This is a genomic window from Empedobacter falsenii (genome assembly GCF_013488205.1).
Classification (GTDB): domain Bacteria; phylum Bacteroidota; class Bacteroidia; order Flavobacteriales; family Weeksellaceae; genus Empedobacter; species Empedobacter falsenii_C.
Window position 1 is genome coordinate 2,950,096 of the sequence record NZ_CP040908.1, and the last position, 14,103, is coordinate 2,964,198.

Below are 14,103 nucleotides of genomic sequence, written 5' to 3' on the forward strand. Positions count from 1 at the left end.
AAATGTAAAAAAACTTTTTGAGTTTTTATAATTATTCGTACTATTGCATTAATAAATCTCAAATTTATACGCTTTATAACAATTCTATTGTTATGATTCCCAATTACTTTATTGAATAAAAAAATATAAACACATTAATACCTTCATTATAGGATTATGTTTGATATCGAAGAATTAAAATCATTCAAATTACCAGATTTACAACAAGTTGCAGAGCAACTGAAAATCGATGGGTATAAGAAATTAAAAAAAGGCGAATTGTTAGACGCTGTTTTAGGTTTTATCAACAACCAACCAAAGGTTGAAGAAAAAGCTGAAACTAAAGCTGATGCAAAACCTGCTAAAAAAGATAAAGCTGAAAATCTACCTACAGAAGAAAAGAAACCGAAACGCAAACGAGTTCAGAATTCGGAAGGAGAAGTTCAACAAAAAGAGGCTGTTGTAGAAGAAGTAAAAACTGAAAAAGTTGAAAATACTTCTACAGAAAAAAAAGAAGAAAATAATCCTCGCGTTAATAAATTTCAGGAACGTGCGAACAAAAGCCAAGATCTGAAAAAGAATAACCAAAATAATCAGAATCAGAAGAAAAATAATCAATCTGATAATCGTAATCAAAACGATCAATCTCAACAAAATAATCACCACAACAATCAAAATCAAAAAAATAAATATCGCGCTGCGAATTATGAATTTGATGGAATTATTGAAACTGAAGGTGTTTTAGAGATTTTACCAGATAATAATTATGGTTTTTTACGTTCATCTGATTTTAATTATTTGTCTTCGCCTGATGATGTGTATGTTTCTCAATCTCAAATTAGATTATTTGGATTAAAAACGGGAGATACAATTACAGGAGAAGTTCGTCCTCCAAAAGAAGGTGAAAAATATTTTCCTTTAATCAAAATCAAAGAAATCAACGGTCGTACGCCAGATTATGTACGTGATCGTATCGCTTTTGAGCATTTAACTCCACTTTTCCCTAACGAGAAATTCAATTTAAGTAATTCTAAATCTTTATCAAATCGCGTGATTGACTTATTTACACCAATCGGTAAAGGTCAACGTGGGATGATTGTGGCGCCACCAAAAACGGGTAAAACAACGTTATTGAAAGATATTGCGAATGGAATTGCACAAAATCATCCAGAAGTTTATTTGATTGTTTTATTAATCGATGAGCGTCCGGAAGAGGTAACAGATATGAAACGTTCGGTAAACGGAGAGGTTATTGCGTCGACGTTTGATGAAGAAGCAAATCGCCATGTAAAAGTTGCGAATATCGTTTTAGAGAAAGCAAAACGTATGGTAGAATGTGGACATGATGTGGTGATTCTTTTAGATTCTATTACGCGTTTAGCACGTGCTTATAATACTGTTTCGCCAGCTTCTGGTAAAGTATTGTCGGGTGGTGTTGATGCAAATGCGTTGCACAAACCAAAACGTTTCTTTGGAGCAGCTCGTAATATCGAAAATGGAGGTTCTTTAACAATTATTGCAACTGCATTGATTGATACAGGTTCTAAAATGGATGAAGTTATTTTTGAGGAATTTAAAGGAACAGGTAACATGGAATTACAATTGGATCGTAAGATTTCGAATAAACGTATTTTCCCTGCGATTGATTTAGTAAGTTCTTCTACGCGTAAAGATGATTTGTTATTAGACGACAAAACACAACAATTGATGTGGGTTCTTCGCAATCATTTATCGGATATGAATCCTGTAGAAGCGATGGAATTCTTACACGATCGTATCAAACATACGCGCTCTAACGAAGAGTTTTTAATCTCTATGAATAAGTAATTTATTACAACTTATAATTTCAAAAACCATCTAAAGTTATTTAGGTGGTTTTTTTTATAAATCTATTTTTAATTTATAGTGCGCATCTTTCATTCTATTACTTACTTTTCGTATCGTATTATTTTGATCCGTAATATTTAATTCATTTATCAAAAAATTATTTAATTCTTCATCAGTTTTTATTGTTATTAATCCTTTTTTTAATAAATCAACTCCTCCTTTTTCTAAAATTAAATCTATTAAAATAGCTGAAATAATATATTCTGAAGATGTACGATTATTTATTTTAGGAAATTTACCCGTGAATGAGAGATTATAGTTTGAATTATTAATAATAAATTTATCAAAATCTTTAAAAACTTCATCAAGACTTCTTCCAATATTAGCATTCTTAGATTTATGATAAACACTTAAACCTGTTAATAATAAATAATGAGCGTTTGGGAATTTTTTATTAATCAAATGTATAATTTCGTGTTGATAATTTTCACCTGCATAGAAAGTAGATAAAAGGATATTATTTTCTTTATCGAAATAACCACATTGATCCATTAATCCTGTAGTAGCAATGTAATTAACACCTAAATATTCTAATTGTTTATCACAATTTTCTACGATATAATATTTGATTTTATTCTCATTTAAATCAAATATCTTATTTAGATTTTCAATGGTTTTATTCGCTTCCTTAGCGTTATTTTTATTGAATTTATAGTTTATAGGATAATAATAGTCTATTAATCCAACATTTTTCTTTTTCCAATTTTTTGTTGAGTGAGTTAGAAAATTTTCAAAAATATATTTATCATCATTCTTTTTGATTATATAATTTACGATTGAAATTAGATTAACATTATTTTCATCTTGTATCCAATAAAACATTGATGACAATTCGAATTTATTATCAGGTAACGACTTAATATATAATAATTTATTATATGTATACATTTCAAAAAAATTAGGAGAGAATCCGGAAGCAGAAATAACAAGATCATTATCTTCATTATCCCACATATTTTTATATAAGATATTATTCTCAGCTCTTAACGAGACATATTCTTTCCAAAATTCATAAACAGGAGTAGTTTCTTTATCTAAAAAATCATAAGTATAATTTATGTTTGTCGTTTGTGATTTACATAAAGTAGTGAATAAAAATAGAATTTTAAAAAACTTCATTTTGGATTTTTATTCTAAAATAATCAATCTAAACTAAAAACAAAAAAAGCCCAAGAAAATAAATTCTTGAGCTTTGTTGTACCTCAGGCGGGACTTGAACCCGCACGTCCTAATGGACACAGGATTTTAAGTCCTGCGTGTCTACCAATTCCACCACCAAGGCATCCACTTCTAAGAAAGAAGTTGAGCGGGAAACGAGACTCGAACTCGCAACATTCAGCTTGGAAGGCTGACGCTCTACCAATTGAGCTATTCCCGCGATTGTGAGTGCAAATATAGAACAGCTTTTTGAATTACAAAACTTTTAGGAAACATTTTTTTCATAATTATTTTACATCAAAAGCTAAGTTTCTCATCATAATATTTTTAAGCACTAAAATAATTTTACTTTTCTTGGATTAAATTATTTTGAACATGAAAAATTCATCTTAAATAATTGCATTTTTCCAGATTTTAAGCAATCGTTCATAAGAAAATTGAGCATTTGCAGGACTTGTGCTTGGCAAAGAAATATACTCAATAGATGTTTTTTCATCAAAATATTTCCAAAATAATTGTTCTGATTTCTTTCCATTGAAAATTATTTTATCAATTGTAGGATATTCATTCAACAATTCATCAATCTGATTTGGCAAAACATTTTTCATATCCACATCCATGCTTCCCTTTCTGTCAGCAGAATGTGCAACATCCCAAAGCGCAAACTTATTCTGTAAAATAAGTTGTTTTCTTATTTCATAATCTTCTGAAAATTCTGTCTCAAAAATCTCAAACATCATTTTCCAAAATCGATTACGCGGATGTCCATAATATTGATTAACTTCTAACGATATATCACCAGGTAAAGAGCCAAGAATTAATGTTTTTGGTAGTTCTGATATAATTGCAGCAAATGATTGTTTATGCATTTTGTTTTATTCTAAAAATATAATGTACAAAAAAAGTGCTACAGTTTGTAGCACTTTTTTTTCTATTTCTATCATTAGATAATTTGTTCAGAAACCTCCTCCCACTCTAACATTTTTTTGTCTAAATCATTTTTCAGATTCGAGTATTTATCTAATTCTTGTTGCGTTTGCGAACCTGCATGCAACTTATTTTCTAAATCGGCAATCTTCGTCTCTAAATCAGAAATCTCCGTTTCTATTCTTGACAATCTATTTTTAAGACGTTTTTGCTCTTTCTCTTCCTCAAAAGATAAAACTCTTTTCGCTTGTTCTATTTTAACCTCAATCGGTTTCTCTTCTTTTCGTGCAGCCAAACTATTTCCTTTCTCCACTTCACGGAAACTTCCCGCTTTTATTTGCGCCAAATAATCATCAATTCCAGAAAGATATTCTTTCACTTGACCATTACGGAAATCGAACACTTTATCTACTAAACCTTCTAAAAATTCACGGTCATGAGATACTAAAATCAAAGTTCCAGAATATTTTTGTAAAGCTTTTTTCAACAATTCTTTTGATACAATATCCAAGTGGTTCGTTGGCTCATCCATGATTAATACATTGAATGGACGTAACAATAATTTACACAACGCCAAACGATTTCGCTCACCTCCCGAAAGAACCGAAACTTTTTTCTCAACAGCATCACCACCAAACATAAATGCACCTAAATAATCGCGAACATGTTTACGTGTTTCTTCTGTTGCAGAATTTTCTGCTTCTTCTAAAACCGTTAATTTATCATTCAAAACATGTGCTTGATTTTGGGCAAAATATCCGATTTCTACATTATGTCCATGTTTTATTTTGCCTGAATGCTCTTGTTCGTTGATAATCGCACGCGATAAAGTCGTTTTTCCTTGACCATTTTGACCAACAAAAGCTACTTTTTCTCCTCGATTAACATAAAAAGAAACATGATCAAAAACTTGATGATCACCAAAAGCAACACCTACATCATCTAACTCGAAAATAATTTTACCTGGCTGAACAGCATCCACAAAACGGATATTCATTTTCGTTACATCATCATTTTCAATTTCGATGCGTTCTATTTTATCTAATTTTTTGATTAATGATTGCGCCATCGAAGCTTTATTAGCTTTTGCACGGAATTTTGAAATTAAATCTTCCGTGTGCTTAATCATTTGCTCTTGATTCTTCTGTGCTTGCTCTAATTTTTCGCGACGATCTTCACGCAATTCTAAATAACGCGTATAATTCGCTTTAAAATCAGAAATGTGGCGATTTGCAATTTCGATTGTACGATTAGTTACGTTATCCAAAAATTGACGGTCGTGCGAAACCAACACAACAGCTCCAGGATAATCTTTCAAGAAATCTTCTAACCAAACAATCGAATCGATATCCAAATGGTTGGTAGGCTCATCTAAAAGCATTACATCATGTTTTTGCAACAATAGTTTTGCCAATTCAATTCGCATTCTCCAACCTCCAGAAAATTCTTCTGTTGGGCGATGAAAATCTGAATTTTTGAATCCTAAACCAATTAAAATTTGTTCGATTTCAGCATCTTTTGTGTAACCACCTAAAAGTCCGAAACGTTCTGTTAAATGAGAAATATCTTCAATTAATTTTCCATATTCGTCCGATTCGTAATCTGTTCTTTCAGCTAATTCTTTGTTTACAAAATCAATACGTTCTTGAATTTCAACCAATTGCTCAAAAGCAGAATCCGCTTCTTGCCAAACCGTTCTTCCTTGTACAAAATCAATATCTTGCGATAAATATCCGATTGTAACGTCGCCTTCGTAAACAACTTCACCTTCTGAAGATTGCTGACTTTTGGCTAAAATTTTAAGCAAAGTAGATTTTCCTGCTCCATTTTTCCCTACCAAACCAACACGGTTTCCTTTGTTGATGCGGAACGAAACGTTTTCGAATAAATATCTACCCGCAAAATAAACTCCTAAATTTTGTACTAATAACATTTTGCAAAAATACAATGTTTTTTGTTAGATGAAAACTTATCTCAAAACTATAAGTAGTATATTGTGAAAGTGTTTTAAAAATAACAATCACCTTTCAATTAATGATTATGAGTAAAATTATTATTGTTCCTATTAATAAAGAAGCTGAATTAAAATTAGATTATGATACAGCTTCTCCAAACGAATTAATCGAAATTAGGTTAAATGAATCAGAATTTAATATTTTATGGAAGAAAGGTGTTTTTGATTTAATTAATCAAACTTGTAATTCAATAATTGACGATTATGAAGACGAAAAAATTAATAATTTAGTTTTAATTGAAAACACTTATAATCAATTGAAGAAAACATATCCTGAATGTGAAAATATTATTAATATATTTCATAAAGCATTAGAACTTAAAACAAGTATTCATTTCTATTTTTAACAATATTTAAAATCACTTATGAAGATAATATTTGATGGCTGGAATGAAGGATTTCAAAAAGTCACTTTAACACATCTACAAATTGACTTACTAAAAATATCATTAAAAGTTGCTAAAAGTAATGTTGACAAATTATTAGATGGACATTCAATAACAATTGATGTTAACGATGAACAATTAGCTTTAACTTTTATAAAAGAAGCTAAAAATATTAATGCTAATTGTAGAATTTTGCATTGATTTTTTTTAAGGTTTTAAACGATAACTCAAAAAATACAATACAAAACTGATTAAAATCGAAAAAGTTGCTGGCACAAAATAAGCCAATGCGAGATTTTTGGTTGCAATAAAATTAATTGGAAGATTGATTAATCTGAATTGAAAAACTAAAAAACACAACACTACTATAATTACAGACATTTTCCAATCGTAATTGCGTTTATGGTTGATAACTGAACATAAAATATATGCCAAAACAATACCTACAAAACTCAAAATTGTTTTCATTGTAGCTAAATGTTTCAGTTTTTCGCTGATTCCGAATTCGTCACTTTTTCTAACCAAAAAGGCAAAATTATCTTTTCCCATTGAATGAATTAATTCAATCAAATCTAATTCAACCAAAACGTAAAATTGTTGAATTCCTAAAAATAACAAAACGCTTGCTACAAGTTGAATTGCAAATATTTTTATGTCAAAATTTTTCATTCAAAATAGGTTTAAAATCGATCATAGAAACGTGCAATATTCGCTTCTTTATCAATAGGTTGATTATTTTCTAAAAAATCGTACAAATCATCCACCATCACAGGGGCCAACATTGTTCCGCGCGTTCCCATTCCATTCAAACAAATCAATTGTTGATGCGTAGGATGCACTCCAATAATCGGACGACGATCGACAACCGTTGGACGAATTGACGCATGTTGTTCCACAACTTCAAAATCATCTTTAAAAAAATTCTGAACACCTTCAACCAAATATTGTTTTGCATCCTCAGTATTTTTATAATTCACATAATCGCGATCGTAAGTTGCGCCTACAAAATATTGATTATTTTCTAAAGGCATCAAAAATTCTTTTCCTTTCACAACTGCTTCAGGTAAATTAGCTTCTGTTTTAATTCTCAACACTTCACCTTTTACACCAATTATAGGTAAATTTTTGAAATAAGGATTGTTCAAAATATTATAACCTTCGGCAAAAATTATTTTAGTTGCTTCGATTTTTTTATAGCTCGTTTGATTATCCTCTAATTTTAATTCATTAAAATCAAAAGTTTCATCTAAAAAAGCATCATTTTCGACTAAATAATCTTTAAAATCAGCTAGAAGATTTGTCAAATCAACACGACCTGTGTGCAAAACTTCACCAGAACCAATCGGAGAATTGATTGAGGAAAAATCATTCAGTTGTTCTGTATCTGTTGCTAAATAATCAATCAAATCTGGATGAGTTGTCGCTTTTTTCAACCACGTTTTTTTCTCTTGTTCGTCATTAAAAATTCTATAAACTGGAAAATTGTAGATATATTTTTTGTTTAACAATTGTTCAAAATAACCAAAAACCTCTCGTAATCTTTCGATTTGTTTTGTTGCATTCCAAACAATTGAAAATCGTTTTAGCACAACAGGATTAAAAATTCCAGCAGCAATCGCCGATGCTTTGTGAAAATGATTATCAATTACCACAAAAGATTTATTTTCTTTCAACAATTTCATCGCCATACAACTCCCTGCAACACCTTGACCAACGATGATATATTCTACTTTTTTCAATTTCTAAAATTTGATTACAAAGGTAAATAATGTTTCGGTTTTACTTATCTTTATTCTTAAAATCAACCATTTTATGCAAATATTCTATACCATAATTTCTTGCCTCATTATCCTTTCCGTCATTATTCCTTTCATCAAACATACACATTGGACTGTTAGAGTTTTTGATTATCCGCGATTTCAAAAATTTGCTTTGGTAATTGCTACTTGTATTTTATTCATTTTTGTACCAAAAACTTCAGTCACAATAAGTTTATTTATTTGCTTAATTTTTACTTCAATTTATTTACTTTGGGTCATTATTCCTTATTCTCCATTTGGTAAAAAAATGATTGAACAAGTAACATTAAAACCAAATGAAAAACCGCTTGATTTACTTGTTTATAATGTTTTGCAAGACAATACGAAATATCAAAATTTGATTGAATTAATTAAGAAAAGAAATCCTGATATCATTTTTTTATTAGAAACGAACAACGAATGGATGGAACAAATAAAAGAAGCTACAAACGATTTTGAGAACAAAATAGAAGTTCCGTTAGAAAATACTTATGGATTATTGTTTTACTCTAAATTACCTATAAAATACCAAGAAATTAATTATTTAATCAGCACAGAAATCCCTTCAATTATTGCTGATATCGAATATAATAATCAAATTGTGCGTTTCTATGGTTTACATCCAACTCCGCCAGTTCCGCAAGAAAATGAAGAAAGTGCTGAACGCGATGCTGAGATTTTGATTATTGGAAAACAAGCGAAAGAATATGGAAAAGCGTGTATTGTTTTTGGAGATTTGAATGATGTTGCGTGGAGCAGAACAACACGTTTATTTTTGAAAACTTCGCAACTTTTAGATCCTCGTCGTGGTCGTGGAATGTTCAATACTTTTCATGCGCATCATTGGTTCTTACGTTGGCCTTTGGATCATTATTTTTTGAGTTCTCAATTTCGATTAATTGATATGATACGAGAACCAAATATTGGTTCGGATCATTTTCCTATTAGTATTCAAGTTGTTTTACGTAGTGATGATGATTCGGGAGAAATGAAATTGGACCATGAAGAGAAGGTTGAAGTTGAAGAAAAAATAGAGGAAGGAATTGAAAAAGGAGATGCGAATTAAATTTTAGATTTTAGATTTTAGATTTTAGATTTTAGATTTTAGATTTTAGATTTTAGATTTTAGAAAGTTAAATTCTTATAAATATATAAACAAAAAAATCCAGTCAAATGACTGGATTTTTTTTGTTTTGTATTCTGATTAGTAATTCCACATATCAGCTTCTGACTGAATGATAGAATTTCTAATTTTGTGATGTTCTTCTAATTGACCTTTCGCATCATTTGGAATGTAATCATCAATCATTTTCGTTCCATACATTGTTTGAGCTTTGTAAATAATAGAACTAAATCTACGTGCATTTAACATCTCATCATATGTAATTGCCGAATTTGAATTACTTGGATTGAATACCGTTGCATTCACCAAAACATTACGAGCATCTGGATACCAAATCCAGAATAAATCTACGAAAGCTCCGTCAGCAAACTCAGTCCCTAAAGACTGCGCATCAGGTCCCATAATTGCTAAACCTAATAAACGATATTTTAATTCTCCTAAACGACGATCAATGTACCAAAGACCTTTCGTTTTTACCATTTTGATATCGTCAGATTTAATTTTATAATTAAAAATAGCAGCTTCGTCAGGAGTTTCTCCAGCAGCTTTCATATCGTAGTAATACTGTTGTGTATCTTTCTTCTCATTACGAGCCATAATTTGCTCATAACTCATTTTAGTTTGAAAGTACTCATCGTCGTAAACTTCTCTAATCTTTTTGCTACGAACTCCGTCAACCAATACATCGTATAATGATTTTGAATTTTGCACTAACTCATCACCAGATCTATAATAAGGTTGATTTAGACGCTCATTCAAATCAATTACTTCCCATACAACTTTCGACCATAAAACATCTTTATCTTCGATAAAACCATATTTCATAGGATCTTGAGCCGTACTTACTGTATCTCCAGCTTCATCAACTCTTGTTTTATTTTCGCGGTCTTTTCTTAACTGTTCAGGCGAAACAGCGTTAAGAACATTTTGCGCCATTGTAAGAGTTGAGAAAAAACTCATTAAACCAAACAAAAGATACTTCATATTTTAAATTTTTACTTTTTAAATTATTGTACTTGAATTGCGATAGATGATGCTTCTCCAGTTGCTCCTGAATTTGTACGATATTTAATATCGAAAACACCAATAATATCACCTTTTTTCGCTTTCGAAATAACTCCAGCCGCTCCTGACATTTTATTTCCAGAAACACGAGCCGTTGCCTGACCAGGAACTTTAACATTGAAAGATGTTACTTCTCCCGAAATTGGGAATAAGAAATCTGGCCAATCTACACGAATTGTTTGTGCTGCAATTCCATTATCTGGAATAGCTGGACTTGTATTTCCTAAAATTACACCACGTGCTGGTGGAACTGGTTTGATACGGAATGTTTCGCGAACTGATAATGTTTTACCAGAACTTGCTCTTGCAGATGCCGTAAACACCACTTCGTTTCCTCCTCCAGGTGTATAATTCCATTTGTTAGCACCCGCTCCAGAAGGACTTCCAGAAGAAGCGCTTAAACTAACAGGTCCATTTGCTCCGTTGATTGTAGCTGAAATTGGGTTAGTTACTCCACGGTAAACTACACGTAAATTATCTGCAACAATAGAACCTCCTGTTGGATCTTTTTCAATAATTTCTGCAGCTTTTTTATCTAATGTTTGAGCTACAACTTGATAAGTTGAAGGTGCAATATTAACCGTTTTAGTTTTTCCATTCGACACATAAGTAATGTTACCTGTTAATTGATGCATACCAACTGCAGATGTATTCAACTTAATAGATGCTTTACCATCAACAACAGCAGCAGAACCAACACTTGTAGAAACAGAACCTTTGATTGAATTATCGTAAGCTCCTAAAACTACATTAAGAACAGCTTCGTCACCTACTTTTACAACACCTGGCGATAAGAATAAACCTTGGAAAGCATCCAACTCGATTTTTTCTTCTAATTTACCAGATAATAGTGCTCTTACTAAGTTACCTTCTTCTGTACGTGCATCCATTTGCATTTTAGATAAATTCGTTAATGATGCAACCATTGGTTGATCATAGAATCTCTCTTGCATCCAACTTTGTTTCTTCGATTTTGGAGTTGTTCCAAAAAATTCGTTGATACGAGCTTCAGCATTTTTAGCATCAGGACTTTGCTTAGCGAAAGTCATTAAGAAATTTCTGAAACCATCAATTTTGTTTGTAAACTCTTGTGCTTTCTCATTTCCTTTGTCACCTCCTTTTCCTTTAAAAAATAAAGAAACAACAGGCTCCGTATTAGACAATGCATTGTAATCTGTATCTTCTGCTCCAGAAACAAAATCTGCACCAGCTAATTCTTTTTTCAATCCATCGATATAAGCAACAAAATCATTTGTTTGCTTTTTAACTTCTGCAGCCTCAGCTTGAGTTTTTGCATAAGTTGGATCATCCTTCGCTTTTAGATCAATTTGACCATAGAAGGTATCGTTATTTGTTTTCGTTAAAGTCGTTGTTGACTCTAAAGAAGTATTTATCGTTTCGAAAGATCTCAACACCTCACGATCCACGTTCAAAGCCATCATTGCAATGAACACGAGATACATCAGGTTGATCATCTTCTGACGTCCGGTTAGTCTACCACCTCCTGCCATAATAATTTATAGAATTAATGAATAATTAGTTTAATTTATCGTACAATGATTAGTTGTTTTTCATTGCAGAAAGCATACCTCCGTATACTTTGTTTAATGCATTAATATTAGCAGAAAGTTCTTGCATTTCTTTCAAGAATTGCTCTGAACTACCTGAAGATTTTTGCATTTCTTCGATAAATTGTTTATTTAATTCTACTTGTTTTTGGCTATTTACAATTTGCTCAGCATATACAGCATTTAATTGGCTGATATTAGTTGATGCTTTTGCAATTTCGTTGCTATATTGTTCTGTTGAGGCAACAGCTGATGTTGTTGTGTTTAATTCGTTAACAGCTGAACCAAATTTATCTAAAGAACCACGTAATCTTTCGAAAACTTCTTTGTCTAATTTTGCATCTGCTAATACTTTGTCTAACTCAGCAGTTAAATTGTTTCCTGCAGTTGCAACAGCCGCAGTTTTTCTTTGTACTGGCTCTCCATTTAATAATTCTGGATAAGCTTTTTCCCATTCATAGCTTCCTTGAGGTTTATCGAAGAATGCTGAATAAAAGAAAACGAATGCTTCAGCTACTAATCCGATTGTTAAGATTAAATTGGCTGATATTGGTCCTAAATTCGTGTGAGTAATTTTACATAATGCCCCGATAATTACTACTGCGGCAAAGAAATTATACAAAAAATTTGTAAGACGTTCTTGTTTTGAAGCTTGTACTGCCATAAGAGTGCTTTTTATTAAATTGTTTTATTAATTAGGTTATTTGGTTTTTCTAAAATTTACTTTTGATCCTTCTGGGAATGATTGAACTGTACGGAATCCGATGAAACTTCTTGCTGAATCTTTGTGTTCCCAATCTCTTGCTGAAGTCATTAATAAGTATCCAACATCTTTCCAAGATCCTCCTCTTACACTTCTATTTACTTCTCCAGACATTGTAATTGATGGGTTAAGTGTTGAAGACATTGTATAAGAAGATCTGTTGTAAGGAGAACTTGTCCACTCAGCTACGTTACCAGCCATATCGTAAAGTCCATATCCATTCGCACGGAATGTTTTTACAGGAGCTGTATACATATAACCTGTTTTCTTACCATCGTTGATTTCTAAATAATCTCCACGTTTTGGTTTGAAATTCGCTAAATAACAACCTCTATCATCTGTCAAGTAAGGTCCTCCCCAAGGATAAGGTGCATTTTCTAAACCACCTTTTGCAGCGTATTCCCACTCAATTTCTGTTGGTAAACGGTAGCTAATTACTTTAACTTGACTTCCTCTTTTCTTCTTATTATTTAATGCTGTGTTATGATATCTTGTACGGAAATCACAAAAAGCAGTTGCTTGATTCCAGTTAATACCTACAACAGGATAATTTGCGTAAGCTTTGTGCCAAAAATAATCTTGGTGCATTGGATCATTGTAAGAATAGTTGAAATCTCTTACCCAAACTGTTGTATCTGGATAGATATTTAAACTAAATTCTTTACGAAAATCTACACGGAAAGTACCACGTTTTTTTGCAGCTGCAGTTTGGTCAACTGTTACATAAGAATAGTTTAATTTACGCGTGTCAATACGTCTTTCTCCATTCATACGCTCTTCTGGTGGATAATATAACCCTTCCATAACCTCTGCATAATCTACATCTGGATATTTGTATTTATCCCACTCCAAGCGCTGTTTCCAATTTAATTTCTTTGCATCTAAAGATTGACCATCACGACCTGTATTACTATTTTTTAAATATTCGTCATATGGCGTTCCTTGTCCATCTTGTGAACCAGAAATGTATGCATAATCCCCAATACCTCCAGCTCCATTATTTGGATTCATTGGGTCAAAACCTAATGATTCTGCCTTGTTTGCCAAAGCAGTACGAGCGATAGAATCTTTTACATAATTTACAAAATACTGATACTCAGAATTTGTAATCTCTGTATCATCCATAAAGAAACCTGTAACAGTAACCGTTTTTACTGGAGCATCATTTGTTTTTGTAAAATCGTAATCGGTTTGTCCTAAAACAAACGATCCACTCGGAATCGGAACCATTCCCTTTGGACGAACTGGCGTCCAAGCCGAAGATGTTTTCGAAACTATTTGTCCATCATTTCTATCACTACTCCCTCTGTTCTTCAACATTTTACATGATGATAAAGAAAGAGATAGCAACAATGCACTTACCAAAATTCTATTCATTCTGTTATAGATTTATTTTTATACAGGTTTTATACTTTTAGTTCTCAATTAATAAGG

General features: G+C 31.6%; 13 protein-coding genes and 2 tRNA genes. 4 read left to right on the plus strand and 11 right to left on the minus strand.

Translation table 11 applies throughout. The features are described 5' to 3' along the window. The first annotated feature begins 156 nt into the window (after window positions 1-156). The gene (gene rho / locus FH779_RS13840) at window positions 157-1,806 is read left to right on the plus strand and encodes a transcription termination factor Rho (protein WP_180905125.1); all 1,650 of its coding nucleotides are present in this window, start codon (window positions 157-159) and stop codon (window positions 1,804-1,806) included. Window positions 1,807-1,860: 54 nt separating this feature from the next. On the opposite strand, the gene FH779_RS13845 is transcribed toward rho, so the two are convergent. The 5 genes from FH779_RS13845 to FH779_RS13865 all read right to left on the minus strand — a co-directional run bounded on the left by FH779_RS13845 (window position 1,861) and on the right by FH779_RS13865 (window position 5,884). After that, the gene (locus tag FH779_RS13845; RefSeq protein WP_180905126.1) at window positions 1,861-2,985 is read right to left on the minus strand and encodes a hypothetical protein; all 1,125 of its coding nucleotides are present in this window, start codon (window positions 2,983-2,985) and stop codon (window positions 1,861-1,863) included. A gap of 79 nt (window positions 2,986-3,064) precedes the next feature. Beyond that, window positions 3,065-3,148, minus strand: a tRNA-Leu gene (locus tag FH779_RS13850). Window positions 3,149-3,171: 23 nt separating this feature from the next. Further along, window positions 3,172-3,244, minus strand: a tRNA-Gly gene (locus FH779_RS13855). A gap of 169 nt (window positions 3,245-3,413) precedes the next feature. After that, the gene (locus FH779_RS13860) at window positions 3,414-3,893 is read right to left on the minus strand and encodes a DNA-deoxyinosine glycosylase (protein ID WP_180905127.1); all 480 of its coding nucleotides are present in this window, start codon (window positions 3,891-3,893) and stop codon (window positions 3,414-3,416) included. 74 nt (window positions 3,894-3,967) lie between these two features. After that, window positions 3,968-5,884 (minus strand): ABC-F family ATP-binding cassette domain-containing protein, encoded by a 1,917-nt coding sequence (locus FH779_RS13865; protein ID WP_180905128.1) that lies wholly within the window; start codon window positions 5,882-5,884, stop codon window positions 3,968-3,970. A 107-nt stretch (window positions 5,885-5,991) separates the two neighbouring features. Here FH779_RS13865 and FH779_RS13870 point away from each other — a divergent pair, with 107 nt between their 5' ends. Together FH779_RS13870 and FH779_RS13875 are read left to right on the plus strand one after the other, a co-directional pair. Further along, on the plus strand, window positions 5,992-6,312 hold the full coding sequence (locus FH779_RS13870) for a hypothetical protein (protein ID WP_115002126.1): 321 nt from the start codon (window positions 5,992-5,994) through the stop codon (window positions 6,310-6,312). An 18-nt stretch (window positions 6,313-6,330) separates the two neighbouring features. After that, window positions 6,331-6,552, plus strand: a complete 222-nt coding sequence (locus FH779_RS13875) for a hypothetical protein (protein ID WP_115001689.1) — start codon at window positions 6,331-6,333, stop codon at window positions 6,550-6,552. A 6-nt stretch (window positions 6,553-6,558) separates the two neighbouring features. Here the strand turns inward: FH779_RS13875 and FH779_RS13880 are convergent, their stop codons facing one another. Then, entirely contained in the window at window positions 6,559-7,020 is a 462-nt protein-coding gene (locus FH779_RS13880) for a hypothetical protein (RefSeq protein WP_125349616.1), read from the minus strand. A gap of 11 nt (window positions 7,021-7,031) precedes the next feature. Then, window positions 7,032-8,090 carry an NAD(P)/FAD-dependent oxidoreductase gene (locus FH779_RS13885; RefSeq protein ID WP_180905129.1) on the minus strand — a complete coding sequence of 353 codons (1,059 nt, stop codon included), beginning with the start codon at window positions 8,088-8,090 and terminating at the stop codon, window positions 7,032-7,034. A gap of 328 nt (window positions 8,091-8,418) precedes the next feature. On the opposite strand from FH779_RS13885, the gene FH779_RS13890 reads away from it, so the two are divergent. Continuing rightward, entirely contained in the window at window positions 8,419-9,216 is a 798-nt protein-coding gene (locus FH779_RS13890) for an endonuclease/exonuclease/phosphatase family protein (protein WP_244957967.1), read from the plus strand. A gap of 138 nt (window positions 9,217-9,354) precedes the next feature. Here FH779_RS13890 and porN read toward each other — a convergent pair whose 3' ends face one another. Genes porN through porK form a run of 4 tightly spaced genes read right to left on the minus strand, consistent with a single transcriptional unit; the run spans window position 9,355 to window position 14,046 of the window. Next, window positions 9,355-10,257, minus strand: coding sequence for a type IX secretion system ring subunit PorN/GldN (gene porN / locus FH779_RS13895; protein WP_038332933.1), 903 nt, complete (start codon window positions 10,255-10,257; stop codon window positions 9,355-9,357). Between the two features lie 23 nt (window positions 10,258-10,280). Then, the gene (gene porM / locus FH779_RS13900) at window positions 10,281-11,849 is read right to left on the minus strand and encodes a type IX secretion system motor protein PorM/GldM (protein ID WP_180905131.1); all 1,569 of its coding nucleotides are present in this window, start codon (window positions 11,847-11,849) and stop codon (window positions 10,281-10,283) included. A 49-nt stretch (window positions 11,850-11,898) separates the two neighbouring features. Beyond that, the gene (gene porL / locus FH779_RS13905) at window positions 11,899-12,570 is read right to left on the minus strand and encodes a type IX secretion system motor protein PorL/GldL (RefSeq protein ID WP_125349619.1); all 672 of its coding nucleotides are present in this window, start codon (window positions 12,568-12,570) and stop codon (window positions 11,899-11,901) included. Between the two features lie 36 nt (window positions 12,571-12,606). Beyond that, window positions 12,607-14,046, minus strand: coding sequence for a T9SS ring complex lipoprotein PorK/GldK (gene porK, locus FH779_RS13910; RefSeq protein ID WP_180905132.1), 1,440 nt, complete (start codon window positions 14,044-14,046; stop codon window positions 12,607-12,609). Window positions 14,047-14,103 lie beyond the last annotated feature (57 nt).